A 20,565-nucleotide genomic window follows, 5' to 3' on the forward strand; every position below is an offset into this window, starting at 1 on the left:
TTGACGGGGCGCTGGCGCATGTCATGGCGGGCACGACGCCCGATGTGACCGAGGAAAATATCCAGTCCCGGTTGCGCGGGGTCATGTTGATGGCGCTGTCGAACAAATTTGGCGAGATGCTTTTGACCACGGGGAACAAATCCGAGGTAGCGGTAGGCTATTGCACCATTTATGGCGATATGGCAGGTGGCTATAACCCGTTGAAAGATCTGTATAAGACCCGTGTTTATGAGGTTTGCCGCTGGCGTAACGCGAACCACCGGGACTGGATGAAGGGGCCGGCGGGGAAAATGATCCCTGCGCAGATCCTTACCAAGGCACCATCGGCCGAGTTGCGCCCGGACCAGACGGATCAGGACAGCCTGCCGCCCTATGAGGTGCTGGACGCGATACTCGAGCGGCTGATCGAGGATGATCAATCGGTGGCTGAGGTTGTGGCGGCGGGGTTTGACCGGGGCACGGTCAAGCGGATTGAGCACTTGATCCATATTTCCGAATGGAAGCGATTCCAGTCTGCGCCGGGGCCACGGCTGAGCCGGCGGGCGTTCTGGTTGGACCGGCGCTATCCGATCGTGAACCGGTGGCGCGACAGTAGCTGAGATGCGTCGCGGCCTTTGGGTGGGTTGCGGCGTTGGAATGAGTATTTAGGCCAAAAAAAAGCCCGGTATCAGAGTTTGGTTACCGGGCACTGCGGGGTAAGGCGCCGCACGTCAGAGGGGCGGCAAAGCTGGGTCGCCTCGGTCATCACGGCCGCGCTTGCGGCGGCGACGCCGAGTTGTAGCGCGCGGGGCAGGGCGTGATCGCGCGACAGTGCCAGGGTGAAGGCGCCCACAAAACTATCGCCCGCGCCGACCTTTGAGACGACCGGAACATTGGCGCCCGCGCAATGCCAGCGCTGATCGGCCGTGGCCATGACCGAGCCATCGGCGCCGCGCGCAACGATGACCGTTTGCGCAAGGCCACGGTGGACAAGCGATTGCGCAAAACTAGCGCTGGCGTCACGCGTCGTCAGGGGCGCGTTGGCAAGGCCTTCGGCTTCGACTTCATCCATGCGCAACACATGGGCCGGGCGGGCGCCTGCACTGCACAGATGATGCAATGGCTTGCCAGAGGTGTCGAGGATCAGCCGCGCGTGGGTGCGTGTGATGCGATCACTGAGACGGGCGGGGAAATCTACTGGAACACCCGGTGGTTGACTGCCCGACAGGACGACCAGCCCGCCGCGTGGCGCTGCGCGCGCGATCCGCGATAGGGCGTCGGTCACGCTGTGGGCGGGCCAGAGCGGGCCGGGCAGCACGAACCGGTATTGTTGGCCGGTAGAGTCATCGATGACGGAAAAGCTTTGCCGGGTTTCACCGGGGGCGGGAAAGGGAGAGAGGCCGATACCTGCTTTTGTCAGCAGGTGGATTACCTTGTCGCCAACTGGCCCGCCGACTGCGACGAAGGCGGTGGAATGGCCCCCAAGCAGGGTGATGGCGCGGCTGACATTGATGCCGCCACCGCCGGGGTCGGACTTTGGGCGGGTGCAGCGCAGCTTTTGGTTTGGTTTGACCATGTCGGTCTGGGTCGAGATATCGACGGTGGGGTTGAGGGTAATGGTCAGAATCGCGGTCATGGCATGTTCCGAAGGTTCTTTGCACTGTGCCAGAACTCATGCCCGGTTCCAAGCATTCGCGCCACTGATGGGTGCAAAGGGTCAAAGACCGGGGATATGGTCAACTGAAAAAGGGTGTGCGACAAAGTGTGCCGTGCCGCCCGGTGTTTGAGGGCGGGGCCATCGGGGCGCGGTGACCGGCAGTTTTTCTGGCGCGCGCGTTTGCGGTATTGACCCGCGTCGGGGTGAAATGAGGTCAGGATCATGGTGGCAGCCGGGGTGTTGGGGTCACCGGCGCCGGGGCGCAACACGCCTGTGTCGGCCCGGCCAAAGTGTTGGGGCAATCCACGCATCACCGCGTTTGCGACCGGACCGCCCAAGGGGCGATCGCTCATTTCATCCCCCCTGATTGTCCCCGGATATGGACAAAACCGCCGCCTTGTGAAAGAGCGGACCCAACAGGAGATCCGCCATGACCACCGTTACCCGCTTTGCCCCTTCGCCTACCGGCTACATCCACGTTGGTAATCTGCGCACCGCGCTTTTCAATTATCTGATCGCCAAAAAAACCGGGGGGCAGTTTATTCTGCGTCTGGATGATACCGACCGCGAACGCTCAAAACAGGAATACGCGGATGCGATCATGGAGGATCTTGAATGGCTGGGTCTGCAATGGGACCGCGTCGAGCGTCAGTCAGCGCGGATGGACCGATACGAGGCCGCCGCCGAAAGCCTGCGCCGCACCGGCCGCTTTTACGAGTGTTTTGAAAGCCCGACCGAGCTGGACCTGAAACGCAAGAAACTGCTGAACATGCATAAACCGCCGGTTTATGACCGCGCGAGCCTGACCCTGAGCGAAGACCAGAAGGCTGAGTTCCGCGACGAGGGGCGTGACGGCTATTGGCGTTTTCTGCTGGATCAGAACCGGATCGAGTGGGAGGATGGGATCCTTGGCCCGATTTCGATTGATGCGGGGTCGGTTTCGGACCCGGTGTTGATCCGGGGCGATGGGCAGGTGCTTTATACTTTTGCCTCGTCGGTGGATGATATCCAGATGGGGGTCACGCATATCGTGCGCGGTGCGGATCATGTGACCAATACCGCGACCCAGATCCAGATCATCGAGGCGCTGGGGGGCCGGCCACCTGCCTTTGCGCATCACAGTTTGTTAACAGGTGCGGGCGGCGAAGAGCTGTCCAAACGTCTTGGTACGCTTTCCTTGCGCGATCTGCGCGCCCACGGGATTGCCCCCGAGGCGCTGCTGAGTCTGATGGCGCGGCTGGGGTCCAGCCAGCCGGTAGCGCTGCGGATGAGCCTTGACGAGATTGCCGAGGGGTTTGAGCTAAGCCAGTTTGGCGCCGCCCCCACCAAGTTCGATGCGCAAGACCTGATCCCGCTGACCCGCGAACGCAACCAGCATCTGCCCTTTGCCGCCGTGGCCGACCGGGTTCACGCATTGGGTCTGCCCGAACATCTGGCCGAGAAGTTCTGGGCCGTTGCCTCAAAAAACATTGATACACTGGATGATCTGACACACTGGGCCGAACTGGTGCTGGAAGGGGCCCCTCCCGCGATCGAGCCTGAAGATACCGAGTTTGTTGCAACCGCGATGTCGATGCTGCCCACGATGCCCTTTACCGAAACGACATGGGCTGATTGGACGGCCGCGGTGAAAGAGGCCACCGGACGCAAGGGCAAGGCGCTTTTCATGCCGCTGCGCAAGGCGTTGACCGGGCAGGCACATGGGCCTGAGATGGCCGAGCTGATGCCCTTGTTGCAAAAGAATCCGGCCAAAAGGTAGCGATTATCGCTGCAATGGCGCACCGTTTCCTGCGGGCGCTATTGCTGGGCTGTCAGGATGGCCGGTCGCCCTATGGCGCTGTGCGATTTGGGGGCTGTAAAGTTCGCGATTGCCAACATCATGCGCGCCTGATCGCGACCGCGTTGGTGCGATTTACGCAAAAGGCCCGCTTTTAAGAGCGGGCCTTTCAATCTTACCTATCGCCCTTTTTTCAGGCAACAGCACCCGGCAGCTTTGACCAATCGGCATACCAGTCGCGGAACAGTTTAAGCTGCGTTTCGGCAAAACCCTTCTGGCTATCGGACAGAACGTCGGTTTCGTTGAAATGCAAGGTGTATTCCTTGTCGCCGTTCATCACCATCAGGTGCTTGTAGAACAACACAAGGTCTGTGCCCTCGTCAAATTTGGACAGCACGGCAAGCGCCGATTCCAGTTCCTGGGCGCGCTGGCGTGCCATTACGTCGCCTTTGGCGGCGGCCTTGCTGAGGGCCACGAGGTTCAGCACCTCTTTGGGCAGGACGTTACCGATGCCAGTGATTGCACCCGTTGCGCCGCAGTTCACAAAGCCGTGGAAAACGGTGGTGTCGACGCCGATCATCAGCGTCACCTCATCATCGCGGCTGGTGATGAATTCCGCGGCATAAGACATATCAGCAGCGCCGCCGAACTCTTTGAAACCAATCAGATTCTTGTGATCCTTGCGCAGATCGAAGAACAGGTCGGCGCGGGTCGCAAAGCCGTAGTGGGGGCTGTTGTAGATGACGGCGGGCAGATCAGGGGCGGCGGCCAGAATGGCCTTGAAATGCGCCCGCTGCGCCGGGATCGAGGTGCCGCGCGACATTACCCGCGGGATCACCATCAGGCCCTTGGCCCCTACCTTTTGCGCGTGGGCGGCGTGTTCAACCGCGATGCGCGAATTCACTGCGCCGGTGCCCACAATCACCGGAACCCCGGCCTTGGCCAGACGTTCAACGCCTTCCATGCGCTCTGCGTCGGTCAACAGCGGCCAATCCCCCATGGAGCCGCAGTAAACCACAGCCGACATGCCCGCAGCGATTAGTTCCTGCCCCTTGCGAACCAGCGCGTCAAAATCTGGCGTGCGGTCAGGCTTGCAGGGCGTCATCAGCGCGGGAATGGTGCCCGAAAAAATGCTGGTGGTCATTGATCTCTCCTTCAACCTCAATTTTCGCATGGTGGCATTCGGTTTGCGCTGAATGGTCCACCGTCTGTGATTCTGTTGTGTGCAATCCGGATAATACTGTCTGCATTTTATTTGTCGACAAAAATCATCCTTAACTTTTTGCGCATTGATGGCGCAGCAAAAGCAAGACTACTTGATCGACGCTGCAAACTCTCTTATCCCCATGTCGACACAAAGGATTAAACATGAACTCCACACCGACATCGTTGAAACCGGAACGTAAGCGCGGCTCTGGCGTGAAACATGTCTATGATATCTTGCGTGACGAGATCATTGATCTGGTACTGGAACCCGGCAGCCCGATTGATGAAATCCAGCTTGCTGAACGCTTTTCCATGTCGCGCACGCCCATCCGCGAGGCTTTGGTGCGGCTGGCAGGCGAGGGGTTGGTGACGACCCTTCCCAACCGCTCGACCGTGGTGTCAAACATCGACTTTTTGAATCTTTACACCTTTTTTGACGCAATTACGCTTATGTACCGGGTCACGACACGGCTCGCAGCGCAGTATCACCGCCCCGAGGATTTGCAGGTCATTCGGGTCCACCAGGCGGAATTTGCCAAGGCGGTGGCATCACAAGACGCGCTGGCGATGATTGCGACCAACCGCGATTTTCATGCCGCAATCGCGGTGGCTGGCCAGAACGCCTATTATGAGGGGCTTTTCATTCGGCTTTTGGATGAGGGGCGCCGCCTGTTGCGGCTTTACTATTCGTCCTTCGATGACCGCTTGCCTCAGGAATATGTCATCGAACACGAAGACATGATCGCCGCAATCGAGGCGCGCGACATTGAAAAGGCGGATCGGCTGGCCGGTATCCACGCCGATCAGATCGTTCATCAGATTCAGCAGCTCATTTCAGAAGATCGACGTCAAAAGATTGCACTTTGACCCGTGTCGGGTAAGGGCGCCCGCAGTGGTGCAAGCGCCAGTTTGGCGGCGGCTTGGCCCATGATGAGTGGCCTGCGCGGTTAACGCCATTTTCTTTCTTGCGAAACAACACCTACCTGAACCCTGTCAACCCAGGCGGGTTTTCGGGCGGCGGTGGCTTGCGGATTTTTCCGGGTGCCAGACGCAAAACTCTTGACTCGTTTTTCGCGATCCGTAATCTTGCCGACATAGAAAATACAAGCGGGGAGTCGCACCATGGGTATAAAGTTTCTGTCCAGACGCTACGCAATCATGTCATCCACTGCTTTGCTGTTGGCACTGGGCGGCGCGGCACCGGCATTTGCCGAAGGTCAAACCGGCGGCACATTGCGGATTCTGGGGTCGGGCGATCTTGGGCACTTTGATCCGACCAGCGTGGGCACCGTAGCGGCAAACAACTTTGTGCGCGCAACCCAAAGGACGCTGATCAGCTATGAGGCCTCGACCGACGAGTCCGTTCGTATCGCACCGCAAGCCGATCTGGTGACCGACGTGCCGCAGCCGACCGACGATGGGCTGACCTATACCTTTACCCTGCGCGATGGCATCACCTGGGACACGCCTACAGGCGCCCGCGCCATCACCTCAGCCGATTTTGAGCGTGGCATCAAGCGGATGTGCAACCCGTCGCTGGGGTCGCCCTTCCTGACCTATTACGTTTCGCTGATCGAGGGGCTTGATAGCTACTGCGACGGCTTTGCCGCGACCGAACCGACGGTCGATGCGATGAAAGCCTATGTCGAGGGCACTGACATTTCGGGTATCGAAACCCCCGATGACAAGACCATCATCATCCGGCTGAAAGAACGGGCAGGCGACTTTATCTATATGCTGTCGCTGTCGGCGGCAGCGCCCGCCCCGATCGAAGTGATGGATTACATGCCCGATGGCCCCGACTACCGCGCCAACTTTGTGGCCTCGGGGCCCTACACGGTCGCGGAATATGTGCCCGACACCGTGCTGAGGCTAAAGCGCAACCCCGCCTGGAACCCCGAAAGCGACCCGCTGCGCAAAGCCTATGTCGATGAAATCGAAATGGTGCTGGGCCTGCAACCCGATGCTGCGATCCAGCAGATTCAGGCGGGCGACGCCGATCTGCTCTTTGATATTCTCGTGCCCCCTGCGCTTTTGCCGATGCTTCAGGCGACGGGCGATGACAAGCTGATGGCGATTGCCGTGGGCCGCACATCGTTTATCTTTATCAACACCGTGGCCGACAACAACAATGGTGCACTGCGCGATCTCAAGGTGCGTCAGGCGCTGAACTACGCAATCGACAAGGCAGCGGTCGTGCAGCAGATGGGCGGGGCCTATGTTGCAGCACCGCAAAACGGCATCTTCGGGCCGGGCGTTCTGGGCCATCACGACTTTGACCTTTACCCCAGCCCCGAGCACAAGGGCGACCCTGAAAAGGCCAAGGCGTTGTTGGCCGAGGCGGGCTATCCTGACGGGCTGACACTGAAGATGCCCTTCCGCAATCTCAATGACGAACCCGCCATCGCCCAGACCATTCAGGCCAGCTACAAAAAGGCCGGAATCGAGCTGGAGCTGATTCCGGTGACTGCGGCGGACTATTATTCAAAGTTCATGACCAACCCGGACAATACGAAAGCGGGCGGCTGGGATATTGCCCCCGTCAGCTGGTCGCCCGACTGGGCGGGCGGCGCGGCGCGGTCGGTCTTTCAGCCGCAGTTCAGCTATGACGGGCGGCATCAGACCTACAACTACACCGACTATAACAACGACGCGGCCAATGCGACCGCCGCCGAAGCAATCAACGCAACCACCCCTGAAGATGTTGGTAAATTGTGGGGCGAAGTGGATGAATTGGTCATGGCCGATGCCCCGATCGTGCCGCTGATTTCGCAAAATGTCATCGTTTACCACAGCGAAGCGGCCAAGAACTTCCAGCCCTACGCCCTTGGGGCGAACGGTGACTGGACCAATATCTGGCTGGAACGTTAAGCCTGATGTGCGCCACCAGGTTTTTCCGGTGGCGCATCCGATACCCCACCCCACGCGTTTCACGAGGTGCCCGCCCATGCCGCTGATCGAAGCGCGCAACATATCCATCCGTATTCCCACCGAAGACGGCGTCATCCACGCTGCACGGAACATCTCGTTTTCCGTCGAGGCCGGTAGCCTTTTCGGCATCGCAGGCGAGTCCGGGTCGGGGAAAAGCGTGCTGACGCAGGCGATCATGGGGCTTTTGCCCGGGGTCGAGATTGACGGCGAATGTCTGTTCGAGGGGCGCGACCTTCTGACCATGCCCGAGTCCGAGCTGCGCGCATTGCGCGGCAAACACATCGGCATGGTGTTTCAGGATCCTTTGTCGAGCCTGCATCCCTATTATACCATCGGGCGCCAGATCACCGAAGTGATCCACACCCACGAAAACGTCACCAAACATGAGGCGCGTCGCCGCGCCGCCGAAATGTTGGAAAAAGTCGGTATCGAAAATGCCGCCGCCCGACTGGATGACTACCCGCACCAGTTTTCAGGCGGGATGCGCCAGCGGGTGATGATTGCAATGGCGCTGGTCCTGAAACCGTCGCTGATTATTGCGGATGAACCCACCACCGCGCTGGATGTGACCGTGCAGGCGCAAATCATGGCGCTGCTGGATCAGATGCGCCGGGAACTTGGCATCACCATCATCATGATTACCCATGATCTGGGCTTGCTGTCTTCGATCGCGGACAAGGTGATGATCATGTATGCGGGGTGCCGGCTTGAGATTGGCCCCGCGTCGGCCGTTTTCAACGCACCTGCGCATCCCTACACGTTGGGGTTGCTGCGCTCGTCCCCGGCGGCGGCCGAACCGGATGGGCAACTGGTTTCAATTGCCGGGCGCCCGCCAAGCCTGCTGGCACATCCGCGCGGATGCATCTTTGCGCCACGCTGCCCGCAGGCCCACGAGATTTGCCACACGACACCCCCGCCGCTGCGCCGCTACAAAAACGGCAGCGATGCGCTATGCCACTTTGAGCCCGAAGCCCCCGCGCAAGAGCGGCTAAACATCGAACAGGCGCACCATATCGACCCCGAAAACACCCTTTTGCAGGTCCGCGATCTGCGCCTGAGCTACAAAGTCGCCAGCGGCTTTGGTCGTAAACGAGAGTTGGAGGTGCTTCGCGGCATCTCGCTTGAGGTGGCGCGGGGCGAGACGCTGGGCCTTGTCGGTGAATCGGGGTGCGGTAAATCCACGCTGGCGCGGGCAATTGCGGGGTTGAACCCCGTGACCGGGGGCGAGGTTCTTTTTGATGGTGTCGCGGTCAATAATCTGACCTCTGCCGAATGGCGCGCCATGCGCAAACGCGTGCAACTGGTGTTTCAGGATCCCTACGGATCGCTTAATCCGCGTCGCCGGGTCGCCTCGATCATCGGTGCGCCGTTTCGTATTCATGGCCTGGCATCGGGCGCAAAGCGCAAGGCCGAGGTGCGCCGCCTGATGGAACTGGTCGGGCTGAACCCCGAGCATTACAACCGCTTCCCGTCTGAATTTTCGGGCGGCCAGCGGCAACGTATCGGGATAGCGCGCGCGCTTGCGCTGAACCCTGATCTGGTGATCTTTGATGAACCTGTCTCGGCGCTTGACGTCTCGATCCAGGCGCAGATCCTCAATCTTATGAAAGAGTTGCAGGCGAAACTTGGGCTGACTTATCTGTTCATCTCGCATGATCTGACCGTGGTGCGCCATATGTGTGACCGCATCGCCGTGATGAACAGCGGGCATATCATCGAGTTGGACACCGCCAACCAGATTTTCGAGCATCCGAAAGAAGATTACACCCGCACCCTGCTGGCCGCGTCGCATGTGCCGCCAAAGCCCGGCCTGCCGGCAACCCGCGAAATTCTGGAAATCGTAGCCGGAGCGGCAGGATGAGCGACATGCAAACCCAATCCGTCGATACCGCCGAAGAAACGCTGGTCGTTCAACGCTCATCGGCAAACCTGACGCTGCGCAGGCTGCTGCGCGACCCGGCAAGCCTGATCGCCTTTTGCTTCATCATCTTGCTTTTTGCCTTTGCGTTCGGGGCGCCACTGGTCGAAGGCTGGACCGGCCACACCGCGATCGAGCAATACCGTGACACGGCCCTGTCACCCGTGGGCCTGCCCGTCGGGCCTAACAGCACATTCTGGCTGGGGGCTGATCAACTGGGCCGGGATGTTCTGGTCCGTATCGCTTATGGCGCGCGCGTGTCGCTGCTGGTGGGGGTGGTTGCGGCCATTGCCGCCTCGACCATCGGGGTCGTCATCGGCATGACGGCGGGCTATTTTGGCGGCTGGGTTGACCTTGTGCTGGGCCGTTTCATGGATCTGGTGATGTCGGTGCCGTTTCTTTTGTGCGCGCTGGCACTGGTTTCGGTGTTCGGGCCTTCGCTGATGCTGTCGGTCAGTGTCATCGTGTTTTTCAGCTGGACAACGATTGGCCGGGTGATCCGCGCCGAGACAACCTCGCTTGTGCGGCGCGATTTCGTGCAGGCCAGCCGGTCGCTGGGGGCGGGTCATGGGTCCATCTTGCTGCGCGATATTCTGCCCAACCTGTCTGTGCCGATCATCATCTACACCACGATGATGATCCCCAATTCGATCGTGTTCGAGGCGACGCTGTCGTTTCTGGGCCTGGGTATCGTGCCGCCGACCCCCTCATGGGGGGGGATGCTGGCCGAAGCGGGGGCCAACTCGATGTATCTGGTGGCGTGGTGGCTTGTCGTCTTTCCGGGGATGGCGCTTTTGGGGTCGACCTTGGCTTTCAATATTCTGGGCGATGGGCTGCGCGACGCGCTTGACCCCGCTGGCCGCCGCGTCAGCAAACGGCGCAAGGCCAAGGCGCGCCCCGCCGCCACCGCCACCGCCACCGACACCGCCAAGGCAAAGGGCTGAACCATGGGCACATTCATTGCAAAACGTCTGGGTTTTGGTCTTCTCGTGCTTTTCACGCTGAGTGTTTTCGTGTTCTTTCTGTTCTTCGTCGCCCCCGGCGACCCGGCGCGCATCGTGGCGGGCGAAAAGGCCAGCGCGGTCCAGTTGGAACAGGTGCGCCAGAACCTCGGGCTTGATCGCCCGATCGTCCAGCAATACGCGACCTTCGTCACCCGTGCCGCGCAGGGCGATCTGGGCTATTCCTACCGCAACCGCCAGCCGGTCACCGACATCATCTTGCGGCGGATCCCCGTCACCCTGTCGCTGGTGTTTGGCGGAATGGTCTTCTGGCTGGCGATCGGCATTCCCATCGGTATCGCCTCGGCGCGCAATCCGGGAACCTGGAAAGACCGGTTGGGGCAGGTGTTCATTCTGCTGGGGCTGTCTTTTCCGACGTTCGTTCTGGGGATGCTGGCGCTTTATACGCTTTACTTTCTGCCGCGCACGGCGGGCTTTACCTTGTTTCCACCAGGGGGGTACAAGCCGCTGCTGGATGACCCGCTGCAATGGGCGTGGTACCTGACCCTGCCGTGGATTACCCTCGCGCTGGTGACGGCGGCGATCTATGCGCGACTGACGCGGGGCCAGTTGCTTCAGGTGCTAAGCGAGGATTACATCCGCACCGCCCGCGCCAAGGGCCTGAGCGAACGCAAGGTGATCTACCGCCACGGGATGCGCGCCACGCTGACGCCCCTGATCACGCAGCTTGGCGCCGATATTGCGCTGATGCTGGGCGGGGTAATCGTGATTGAGCAGGTTTATGGGTTGCAAGGTGTCGGTTCGCTTGCGGTGCAGGCGGTGCGCAATCAGGACCGACCGATCATCATTGGCGTGGTGATGCTGGGCGGTCTTTTCATTGTGCTGTGCAACATCATCGTCGATCTTTTTTACGCCGCGCTTGACCCGCGCATGCACTGACCAGCGGAGACCCTCATGTCTGCTTATAATATCCCCGGCTTTCGGGTTCGTGATCATCTTGTAACCGTGCCGCTTGACTGGGCCGCGCCCAATGGGGAAACGATTCAGGTTTTCGCCCGCGAAGTCAGTGCCCCCGATCAGAAATCCGAAAATCTGCCGGTTCTGGTTTTCTTGCAGGGCGGTCCGGGCGGCAAGGCGCCACGCCCGAACGCTGGGCCGGCTTGGCTTGGGGTGGCGACCAAACGGTTTCGGGTGCTCTTGCTGGATCAGCGCGGCACGGGTCGCTCGGCCCCGGTGCAGGGGCGGCGGATGCAGGAATTCGCCACCCCGGCTGAGGGCGCCCGCTATCTGGCGCATTTTCGCGCCGACAGTATCGTGAAGGATTGCGAGCATATCCGAAAGACGCTGTTTGACGGTGCCAAGTGGCATACGCTGGGTCAAAGCTATGGTGGTTTTCTGACGCTGACCTATCTGTCCTTTGCCCCCGAGGCGCTGGCCGGATGTTATGTGACCGGCGGCATGGCCGGAATTTTTGCCTCGGCCAGTGAAATCTATGCCCATACCTACCCCCGCGTCGCCGCCAAGAATGCGCTCTATTTCCACCGCTACCCACAAGATCGCCCGCTGCTTGACCGTCTGGCCGATCATCTTGCCGCAAACGATGTCCGCCTGCCCGACGGTGACAGGCTGACGGTGCGGCGGCTGCAATATCTGGGCATGGATCTGGGGATGGAAGGCGGGTTCGAATCCATCCACTGGCTGCTGGATGAGGCGTTCTGCGCTGACGGCCAGCTTTCGGACAGCTTACTGGGCGCTATCCGTGACCTGACCTCGTTCGATCACAACCCCCTTTTCGCCGCCATTCACGAACCAATCTACGGCCAGCACGGCGCGCCAACCCGTTGGGCAGCCGAGCGGGGGCTGGCCGATCATCCGCAGTTCAGCGCCGAGGCCCGGCCGCTGCTGTTCACCGGCGAGATGATCTATCCGTGGATGTTTGACGATATCCGCGCGCTGCGCCCCTTTGCGGCGGCCTCGCATGCGCTGGCCGACATGGGGCTGGAGGCGCTGCTATACGACCCCGCGCGACTGGCCGCGAATGAGGTGCCGGTTTGGGCCGCGCTTTATACCGACGATATGTATGTCGATGCCGGCCTGTCGCAAAAGACCGCGCGCGCCGTCGGCAACGTCCGGCTTTGGATGACAAACGAATTTGAACATAACGGGTTGCGCCATTCGACCCGCGTTCTGGAACGTCTTTTCAGCATGGAGGCTGACCTTGCAGGCTTCAATCACTTCGCCCTCTGACAGGTTGTCGACCCTGCGCGCCATGATTGCTGCGCGCGGGCTGGACGGTCTGATCATGACCACCGCCGACGCCTTTCAAAACGAAGAGGCGCCCGACCATGACCGCACCGTAGGATGGCTGACCGGTTTCACCGGGTCGCTGGCCCATGCGCTGGTCTTTGCGGATCGGGCGATCTTTCTGGTTGATGGGCGCTACGGCCTGCAAGCCGCGCGTCAGGTGGACGGGAACGCATGGCAGTTTGGCCATCTGATCAAGGAACCGGTGGCCCATTGGCTAAGGGCGACCGCGCCCGGCACCAGAATCGGATATGATCCGATGTGCTGGACGGTCAATCAGCTTGAGGCGTTGCATAAGGACGCGGCGGGCGTTGATCTGGTGCCTTGGCCCGATCCCTTCGCACAGATCTGGCAGGATCGGCCCGCCATGCCGCAAGCCCCGCTGCGCGAGATGCCGCAGGATCAGGCCGGGCGCACCGTGGCCAGCAAACTCGCCTGGCTTCAAGGCGAGATGTCGGCGGCGAACGCCGATCTTTGGGTGGAAACACGGCCCGACAATATTGCGTGGATGTTCAACGTGCGCGGCGGTGATGTCGCGATGAACCCGCTACCACTCTCCTTCGCGGTTTTTAGCGCTGTGGGCCCGGCCCAGTGGTTCATTGACCCCGCAAAGCTTGCCGTAGCCGTGCCCGAAGGCGTTGCAGCCCAGCCATTCGAGGCGTTCCTGCCTTGGCTTGAGGCGAACGCTGCGGGCAAAAGCGCCGCCTTTGATCCAGCCTTTACCCCCGATGCGGTGGCGAAAGCCTTGGCCAAGACGGGCGCGCGGATGCAGCCATCCCGGGGCCTGATCACCGTCGCCAAGTCCCTTAAAACCAAAGAAGAACTTGCCGGTTATCGCCGCGCCCATCTGGATGATGCCATCGCCATGGCGCGCTTTGGCCAGTGGCTCACGCACGAACTCCCCGTCCGTGAGGCGACAAACCAGCCGCTGGATGAATGGGAAGTGGCCGGCGTTTTGGCCGGGTTTCGAAAGATGTCACCCCGTTATCTTGAACCCAGTTTCACCACCATCGCCGCAACCGGCGAAAACGGCGCGCTTTGCCACTATGCCCCGGCAGCCAAAGGCAGCGGGCAGCTTCGCGCGGCGGATGTGTTTTTGTGCGATTCCGGCGGGCAATACCTTTGCGGCACCACCGATGTGACCCGCACCTATGCGTTCGGCCCGGTGGCTGACGACATCCGCCACGTTGCGACCGCGGTTCTCAAGGGCTTCATCGCGCTCTGCGCGGCACGGTTTCCAACCGGTACGATGCCCCATCAGCTTGACGCGCTGGCCCGTGCCCCGCTTTGGGCACTGGGGCTTGATTACGATCACGGCACCGGGCACGGGGTAGGGCATAACCTGCTGGTCCATGAACACCCGCACCGGCTTGGCAAGGTGGCAAACCCCTACGGGCTTGAGGCGGGGCACATGCTGACCATCGAGCCGGGCTACTATGACGAGGGGCGTTGGGGCATCCGCCTTGAAAATCAGGTCGAAGTGGTCGCACGCGGCCCCGGCTTTTTGGGGTTTGAGCCGTTGACACTGGTGCCCATCGATCTTTCGCTGTTTGATCTGACCGCGCTGACCACAGAGGAATGCGACTGGATCGACACCTACCATCAGCGTGTCCGCGCCGAAATAGCCCCGCTTTTGGATCATCCGGTACAAGACTGGCTGATAACGGCAACCCAGCCCATACCGCCACGTTGATGTGACCCCCAAACCAGCCACCCGCAACGGTCTCTACCGATAACGGCGCCCGCCTCTCTTGGCATTCGGATGAAAACCCCTATGAAGGGCGGCGGATTGACCAAGGAGACGGCGATGCCCCAACGCTTCCAGTTTCAAGTGAATGCGACCGATGGACGGGCCCGTGCCGGGGTCATCCAAACCCCGCGCGGCGAGGTGCGCACCCCCGCCTTCATGCCGGTCGGCACCGCCGCGACGGTCAAGGCGATGCTGCCGGAAAATGTGCGCGCGACCGGCGCCGATATCCTTTTAGGCAACACCTATCATCTGATGCTGCGCCCCACCGCCGAACGCATCGCGCGCCTTGGCGGGCTGCACGAATTCATGAACTGGTCGCGCCCGATCCTGACCGATAGCGGTGGATTTCAGGTGATGAGCCTGTCCGGCCTGCGCAAGATGACCGAAGAGGGCGTTCGCTTCAAATCCCACATTGATGGCTCCGAACACTGGTTGACCCCTGAACGCAGCATGGAAATACAGCGCCTTCTGGGGTCCGATATCGTCATGGCATTTGACGAATGCACCCCGTTCCCCGCCGATGAGGCCACCGCCCGTACCAGTATGGAACGCTCGATGCGGTGGGCCCGCCGGTCCCGCGATGCCTTTGGCGAACGGCCCGGCCATGCGCTGTTCGGCATCCAGCAAGGCAGCATTTACCGCGACCAGCGCGCCGAAAGCGCCGATAAACTGCGCGAAATCGGGTTTGAGGGTTATGCCGTCGGCGGGCTTGCCGTGGGCGAGGGCCAGCAGATGATGTTTGAGGTGCTGGACTATGCCCCCGACATGCTGCCCGCCGACCGCCCACGCTATTTGATGGGCGTGGGCAAACCCGATGATATTGTCGGCGCCGTCGAACGCGGCATCGACATGATGGATTGCGTGCTTCCTTCGCGTTCGGGGCGCACGGGGCAGGCCTTTACCCGCCACGGCGTGGTAAACATCAAAAACGCGCGCCATATGGACGATCCGCGCCCGCTGGATGCGGCCTGCACCTGCCCGGCCTGTTCCAATTACAGCCGCGCCTATCTTCACCATGTATTCCGCGCGCAGGAAATCATCAGCGCGATGCTGCTGACCTGGCACAACCTGCATTATTTTCAGGAACTGATGGCGGGGCTGCGCGGCGCAATTGCGGCAGGCACGTTGGCGGATTTCGTCAAATCCTTCCACGACCAGCGCGCATTGGGTGACATCGACCCCTTGTGACAATCTCCCTGCGCTTTTGTTTGGTAAAAATACTCCCGCCGGAGGCGCAGGCCGAAAGTAGCGCTCAGCTCAGGGTGAAATCCACCGGCAAGCTATCCTTACCGATCAACCTTCCATTTGGCAGATCGTTTTCTTCAACCTTTCGGCGCACCTCGTCCGCGGGCAAACCGGCGTTTTCCCAGCGCCGTGTCAGGCGGCTGCGCAACTCATCCTCGGGGATCTCCAGCCGCAACGTCAGATCGAACAGTGGTGCCAACCGGTCCCAGGGCGCGCGATCAAGCATCAGATAATTCCCCTCGACCAGCACCACGCGTGTTGAGGCCGGAATGATCGCGGCCCCCGCGCGGGCAATCTCCAACGCGCGGTCAAAGACCGGCACCGCGACCTCGGGCTCGGCATTGCCTTTGAGGCGCGTCAACAGGTGATAAAGCCCGGCTACATCAAACGTATCCGGCGCGCCTTTTTTCTGATCCAGCCCCCGCGCTTTCAACACCGCGTCGTCATAGTGAAACCCGTCCATCGCCAGCAGCGCGGCTGTGCCCGGCTTGGCGCGGTTCAGCGCTTCGGCAGTTTGGGTCGCCAGCGTCGATTTTCCCGACCCCGGCGCGCCGATGATCGCGACCAGCACGCGCTGCCCGCTCAGGGCCAGGATCCGGGCGGTGAGGGCCGCGTGCGACAGGTGCCGTGTCATGATCAGCCGATGCCCGCAATCAACGCGCGAAGCGCCGCGGCGGGGTCTTTCTCGCCCCAGATCTCGGGCCCGATGGCAAAGAAATCGGTGACCGGGGCCAGATCGGTTACCAGCGCGGGGCTTAGCGCGCCCTCGGCCACCACCGGCACCTCGATCACCTCGGACCACCAGGCAAAAAGGTCGCGCTCGGCCCGTGTGGCCGTGCCCAGCGCGGTGTCACCGACCGGCCCGAAGCAGACGTAATCGGCGCCTGCCTCACCTGCCGACATCCCAGCGTGCTGCGAGGCGCCGCACCATGCCCCCACAATCGCATCCGCCCCCAGTTCCTTGCGGGCGGCGCGCACGCTGCGCGCGGCATCGCTCAGGTGGATACCGTCCAGCCCGTGGCGTTCGACCAGCTTCAGGTGATCTTCGATCACCACGGCCACATCGCGTTCATGCGCGATCTGGCGGCAGGCGTCGGCTGCGCGGCCGATCGCGTCTTCATCGCGCGAGGCCAGTGCGAGGCGGATGCAGGCCACATCCACCGCATCCAGCACCTTGGCCAATTCGGCGGGAAACACCTCAAGCGCGAAGGTCGGCGGGGTGATCAGATAGATCTGCGGACGGTCGGGGATCTGGGTAGAGGGTTCTGCGGGGGTCTTGGCGGCCATGGGCGGTTCCTTTCAGGCTTTGCCCCTGTTAGCGCAGCTTAAGCCGCCTTGCCAGTGGCGGCGCGCGGCCTTATGGGGCAGGGGCCAGAAAGGAAGCCCCGATGACCGATCTTTCCCCCGTTTTCATCCTCGTGCGGCCCCAGATGGGCGAAAATATCGGGTCAGCGGCGCGGGCGATGCTGAATTTCGGGCTGAACCGGATGCGCCTGGTAGCACCCCGCGACGGCTGGCCCAATAGCCGCGCGGTGGCCACGGCCTCGGGGGCGGCGGGGCAGGTGCTGGACCGGGCAGGGGTGTTTGACACCCTTCCCGAGGCGATCGGCGATTGTGATTTTGTCTTTGCCACCACCGCACGCGGGCGCGAACTGGTCAAGCCGATCTACACGCCCGAAGGCGCGATGCAGGCTGCACGCGACATGGCCGCCCAGGGGCGCCGGGTCGGGGTGATGTTCGGCCCCGAACGCGCGGGCCTGGAAAACGAGGATATCAGCCGCGCCAATGCGATCATCTCGATCCCGGTGAATCCGGATTTCGCCTCGCTCAACCTTGGGCAGGCGGTGCTGCTGACGGGGTATGAGTGGCGCCGGGGTGCCGCCGCATTGCCGCCAATGGTGCCGGGGCTGGCCGGGGGCGATATGGCCACAAAGGTCGAAGTGGAACGGCTGGGCGATCATTACGAGGAACGGCTGGCCGAGGCGGGCTTTTTCTTTCCCGAAACCAAGGCCCCCAGCATGAAGCTCAACCTGCGCAATATGTGGGGGCGCATGGCGCTGACGCGGGCCGATGTGCAGATGCTGCACGGGATGTTGCGCCAGATCCTGCGCTACCGCGACTGAGGGGGTTTGGCCCGCACCAATTCGTCCGAACCACCCTTGAACCCCCAACTGGCGCGCCGTAACCTCTGGCGCGTAACGGAGGCCCGGATGACCCAGAAGCGCAGCATTTTCGAAGAGGTGACCGAGGTTGCCAAGCCCGCCCCCAAAGGCGGCATGATCGACGCCCCAAGGCGCGGCGCGCGCGGCGCGGTGCGGGTCTGGCTTGTGGCGCTGTTCGTGCTGGTGATGGCGATGATCGCCGTTGGCGGGCTGACGCGGCTGACGGATTCGGGGCTGTCGATCACCGAATGGAAACCGGTCACCGGCGCGCTGCCCCCCCTGTCAGAAACCGAATGGGTGGATGAATTCACCAAGTATCAGGCCACCCCCCAGTTCCAGTTGCAAAACCACGCGATGACCCTAGAAAAATTCAAGGCCATCTTCTGGTGGGAATGGGGGCATCGGCAACTGGGCCGGGTGATCGGTCTGGTCTGGGCGGTCGGCTTTGCCGGGTTCGCGCTGGCGCGGCGGCTGCCGACGGGCTGGTCCGGGCGTCTGCTGGGGCTTGGGGCGTTGGGCGCGCTGCAAGGGGCGATTGGCTGGTGGATGGTATCTTCGGGCCTGACCGGGCGAATGGTGTCTGTCGCGTCATATCGGCTGGCAATCCATCTGGGTCTGGCCTTTGCCATTCTGGGGCTGATCGCGTGGTATGTTCTGCGCTTGGGCCGGTCCGAGGGGGCGCATTTGCAGGCGCGCCGCATGGGCGAGGCAAAGCTGTTTGGCCTGTCGACCGGGCTGATGCATTTCGCCTTTCTGCAAATTCTGCTGGGGGCGTTGGTGGCGGGTATCGACGCCGGGCGCGGCTATATCGACTGGCCGCTGATGGGGGGAGAGGTTTTTCCCTCTGACGCGTTCGCTTATAGCCCGCTTTGGACAAATTTCTTTGAAAACCCGGCGCTTGTGCAATTCATCCACCGTCTTGTGGGGTATTTGCTGGCGGCGTTCGGCGTGGTGGTCTGGCTGCGGGGGCGGCGTTCGGCCCATCCGGCCACGCGCCGCGCCTTCAATATGGCGGGGCTGATGCTGGCGGTGCAGATCGTGCTGGGGATTGTCACGGTAATGCACGCCGCCCCCTTGGGGCTGGGTCTGGCGCATCAGATGGGCGCCGTTGTGTTGTGGGTGCTGATCATTCGCGCCCGCTATCTGTCACGCTATCCTGTAGTGCAATCCATCCGGGGGACGAAATGACCGCCTATTCTGAACTGATGGCCTTTCAACACGATACCGAGGCGCTGAACCTGATCGCGGAGCGTCTGGGCTGGGACCAGGAAACGGTGATGCCGCGCGGCGCCACCGCGCAACGCGCCGAGGAAATCGGTGCGTTGGAAACCGTGCTGCACGCGCGCCGCACCGACCCGCGCATTGCCGATTGGCTGGCCCGCGCCGAGGCACCTGATGAGGTAAGTGCGCGGATGCTGGATCTGATCGGGCGCAGCTACAACCGTCACGCCCGGATCCCCGCGCGGCTGGCTGCCGAACTGGCACGGCTGACCTCGCTATCGCAAGGCATCTGGGCCGAGGCCCGTGCAGCGGATAATGTGGCCCATTTTCTGCCCACCCTTGCAGAAGTTCTGGCCCTGAAGCGCGAAGAGGCGCAGGCGTTGGCCGATGACGGCGATCTTTACGATGCGCTTTTGGATGACTATGAACCGGGCGCCTCGGCGCGCAGTATGGGGGCGATGTTTGACCGGATGCGTCCGCGCCTTGTGGCGCTGCGCGATGCGGTGCTGGGTGCAGAACGCCAACCCGCAGCACTGGACGGTGTCTTTCCCGAAAACACCCAACTACGGATCGCGCGGATCTGCGCCACCGCATTCGGCTATGACTGGAACCGGGGGCGGCTGGATCAGGCGGTGCATCCGTTCAGCTCTGGCGGGGTGTCGGATTCGCGGATCACGACGCGCGTGGTGGAAACCGACCCGTTCAACTGTATCTACTCGACCATCCACGAGGTTGGCCATTCGTGCTATGAACAGGGGATTGACCCGGACTATGCCTTTACCCCGGTGGGGCATGGCGTCTCGATGGGGGTGCACGAAAGCCAAAGCCGGATTTATGAGAACCAGCTTGGCCGTTCGGCGCCGTTCACCGGCTGGCTTTATCAGCGCATGACCGAGGCCTTCGGGGATCTGGGCCTGCCCGACGCCGCGGCTTTCCACGCCACTGTGAACCGCGTCACCCCCGGCTTTATCCGCACCGAGTCTGACGAGGTGCAATACAACCTTCACATCATGCTGCGCTTTGATCTGGAGCGCGCGTTGATCGCCGGCAAGCTAGAGGTCAATGATCTGGAAGAGGCGTGGAACACGCGGTTTCTTTCGGATTTCGGGGTGGCCGTTCCGCGCCCCTCGCAAGGTGTGCTGCAAGACGTGCATTGGGCGGTGGGGCTGTTTGGCTATTTCCCGACCTATACTTTGGGTAACGTCTATGCGGGTTGCCTCAATCAGGCGATGCGTGCCGCAGTCCCCGGTATTGACGAGAGCCTGGCCAAAGGCGACGCGAGCCCCGCCACCGACTGGCTGCGCGAAAACCTGCAACGCCACGGCGGCCTTTATAAGCCCGCGAAAATGATTGAAATGGCCTGCGGTTTTCAACCGACCGAGGCGCCGCTGCTGGATTATCTGGAAGCCAAGTTCAAGGGGATTTACGGGCTGTGAGGCAACGGTGCGGGCTG

At 61.7% G+C, this 20,565-nt stretch carries 18 protein-coding genes; 13 read left to right on the plus strand and 5 right to left on the minus strand.

All coding sequences use genetic code 11. From position 1 onward, the window contains the following. The coding region (nadE, locus tag ACM62R_RS09955; protein ID WP_415183899.1) for an NAD(+) synthase at nucleotides 1-599 on the plus strand (599 nt) is incomplete at its 5' end. Nucleotides 600-667: 68 nt separating this feature from the next. Here the strand turns inward: nadE and ACM62R_RS09960 are convergent. Together ACM62R_RS09960 and ACM62R_RS09965 are read right to left on the minus strand one after the other, a co-directional pair. Continuing rightward, the gene (locus ACM62R_RS09960) at nucleotides 668-1,615 is read right to left on the minus strand and encodes a 1-phosphofructokinase family hexose kinase (protein WP_415183900.1); all 948 of its coding nucleotides are present in this window, start codon (nucleotides 1,613-1,615) and stop codon (nucleotides 668-670) included. Further along, nucleotides 1,612-1,989, minus strand: a complete 378-nt coding sequence (locus ACM62R_RS09965) for a hypothetical protein (protein ID WP_415183901.1) — start codon at nucleotides 1,987-1,989, stop codon at nucleotides 1,612-1,614. Before ACM62R_RS09965 ends, ACM62R_RS09960 begins: the two co-directional genes overlap by 4 nt. A 77-nt stretch (nucleotides 1,990-2,066) precedes the next feature. Here ACM62R_RS09965 and gltX point away from each other — a divergent pair, with 77 nt between their 5' ends. Next, nucleotides 2,067-3,395: a glutamate--tRNA ligase gene (gene gltX / locus ACM62R_RS09970; protein ID WP_415183902.1), complete on the plus strand. Its 1,329-nt coding sequence runs from the start codon at nucleotides 2,067-2,069 to the stop codon at nucleotides 3,393-3,395. 211 nt (nucleotides 3,396-3,606) lie between these two features. On the opposite strand, the gene ACM62R_RS09975 is transcribed toward gltX, so the two are convergent. Beyond that, nucleotides 3,607-4,557 (minus strand): dihydrodipicolinate synthase family protein, encoded by a 951-nt coding sequence (locus tag ACM62R_RS09975; protein WP_415183903.1) that lies wholly within the window; start codon nucleotides 4,555-4,557, stop codon nucleotides 3,607-3,609. Nucleotides 4,558-4,781: 224 nt separating this feature from the next. Between ACM62R_RS09975 and ACM62R_RS09980 the strand changes: the two genes are divergently transcribed. The 8 genes from ACM62R_RS09980 (at nucleotide 4,782) to tgt (ending at nucleotide 15,672) form a co-directional block, all read left to right on the plus strand. Continuing rightward, nucleotides 4,782-5,486: a GntR family transcriptional regulator gene (locus ACM62R_RS09980; protein WP_415183904.1), complete on the plus strand. Its 705-nt coding sequence runs from the start codon at nucleotides 4,782-4,784 to the stop codon at nucleotides 5,484-5,486. Between the two features lie 255 nt (nucleotides 5,487-5,741). After that, nucleotides 5,742-7,490, plus strand: a complete 1,749-nt coding sequence (locus tag ACM62R_RS09985; RefSeq protein ID WP_415183905.1) for an ABC transporter substrate-binding protein — start codon at nucleotides 5,742-5,744, stop codon at nucleotides 7,488-7,490. A gap of 76 nt (nucleotides 7,491-7,566) precedes the next feature. Beyond that, on the plus strand, nucleotides 7,567-9,411 hold the full coding sequence (locus tag ACM62R_RS09990) for an ABC transporter ATP-binding protein (protein WP_415183906.1): 1,845 nt from the start codon (nucleotides 7,567-7,569) through the stop codon (nucleotides 9,409-9,411). Continuing rightward, nucleotides 9,408-10,412 (plus strand): ABC transporter permease, encoded by a 1,005-nt coding sequence (locus ACM62R_RS09995; RefSeq protein WP_415183907.1) that lies wholly within the window; start codon nucleotides 9,408-9,410, stop codon nucleotides 10,410-10,412. The genes ACM62R_RS09990 and ACM62R_RS09995 overlap by 4 nt, the downstream gene beginning before the upstream one ends. Before the next feature lie 3 nt (nucleotides 10,413-10,415). After that, nucleotides 10,416-11,369, plus strand: a complete 954-nt coding sequence (locus ACM62R_RS10000; protein ID WP_415183908.1) for an ABC transporter permease — start codon at nucleotides 10,416-10,418, stop codon at nucleotides 11,367-11,369. A 15-nt stretch (nucleotides 11,370-11,384) separates the two neighbouring features. Further along, nucleotides 11,385-12,677 carry an alpha/beta fold hydrolase gene (locus ACM62R_RS10005; protein WP_415183909.1) on the plus strand — a complete coding sequence of 431 codons (1,293 nt, stop codon included), beginning with the start codon at nucleotides 11,385-11,387 and terminating at the stop codon, nucleotides 12,675-12,677. Continuing rightward, nucleotides 12,649-14,427, plus strand: a complete 1,779-nt coding sequence (locus tag ACM62R_RS10010) for an aminopeptidase P family protein (protein WP_415183910.1) — start codon at nucleotides 12,649-12,651, stop codon at nucleotides 14,425-14,427. The genes ACM62R_RS10005 and ACM62R_RS10010 overlap by 29 nt, the downstream gene beginning before the upstream one ends. A gap of 114 nt (nucleotides 14,428-14,541) precedes the next feature. Further along, the gene (tgt, locus tag ACM62R_RS10015) at nucleotides 14,542-15,672 is read left to right on the plus strand and encodes a tRNA guanosine(34) transglycosylase Tgt (protein WP_415183911.1); all 1,131 of its coding nucleotides are present in this window, start codon (nucleotides 14,542-14,544) and stop codon (nucleotides 15,670-15,672) included. A gap of 64 nt (nucleotides 15,673-15,736) precedes the next feature. On the opposite strand, the gene ACM62R_RS10020 is transcribed toward tgt, so the two are convergent. Both ACM62R_RS10020 and ACM62R_RS10025 read right to left on the minus strand, forming a co-directional pair. Then, entirely contained in the window at nucleotides 15,737-16,363 is a 627-nt protein-coding gene (locus ACM62R_RS10020; protein WP_415183912.1) for a nucleoside/nucleotide kinase family protein, read from the minus strand. 2 nt (nucleotides 16,364-16,365) lie between these two features. Beyond that, a complete protein-coding gene (locus tag ACM62R_RS10025; protein ID WP_415183913.1) occupies nucleotides 16,366-17,016 on the minus strand; it encodes a thiamine phosphate synthase in 651 nt (216 codons plus the stop codon). 101 nt (nucleotides 17,017-17,117) lie between these two features. Here ACM62R_RS10025 and ACM62R_RS10030 point away from each other — a divergent pair, with 101 nt between their 5' ends. The 3 genes from ACM62R_RS10030 (at nucleotide 17,118) to ACM62R_RS10040 (ending at nucleotide 20,548) form a co-directional block, all read left to right on the plus strand. After that, nucleotides 17,118-17,852, plus strand: a complete 735-nt coding sequence (locus ACM62R_RS10030) for an RNA methyltransferase (protein ID WP_415183914.1) — start codon at nucleotides 17,118-17,120, stop codon at nucleotides 17,850-17,852. A gap of 87 nt (nucleotides 17,853-17,939) precedes the next feature. After that, nucleotides 17,940-19,079: a heme A synthase gene (ctaA, locus tag ACM62R_RS10035; protein WP_415183915.1), complete on the plus strand. Its 1,140-nt coding sequence runs from the start codon at nucleotides 17,940-17,942 to the stop codon at nucleotides 19,077-19,079. Continuing rightward, a complete protein-coding gene (locus ACM62R_RS10040) occupies nucleotides 19,076-20,548 on the plus strand; it encodes a carboxypeptidase M32 (RefSeq protein ID WP_415183916.1) in 1,473 nt (490 codons plus the stop codon). Before ctaA ends, ACM62R_RS10040 begins: the two co-directional genes overlap by 4 nt. Nucleotides 20,549-20,565 lie beyond the last annotated feature (17 nt).

The sequence above is a fragment of the Phaeovulum sp. genome (genome assembly GCF_047638075.1).
Taxonomy (GTDB): Bacteria; Pseudomonadota; Alphaproteobacteria; order Rhodobacterales; family Rhodobacteraceae; genus UBA6197.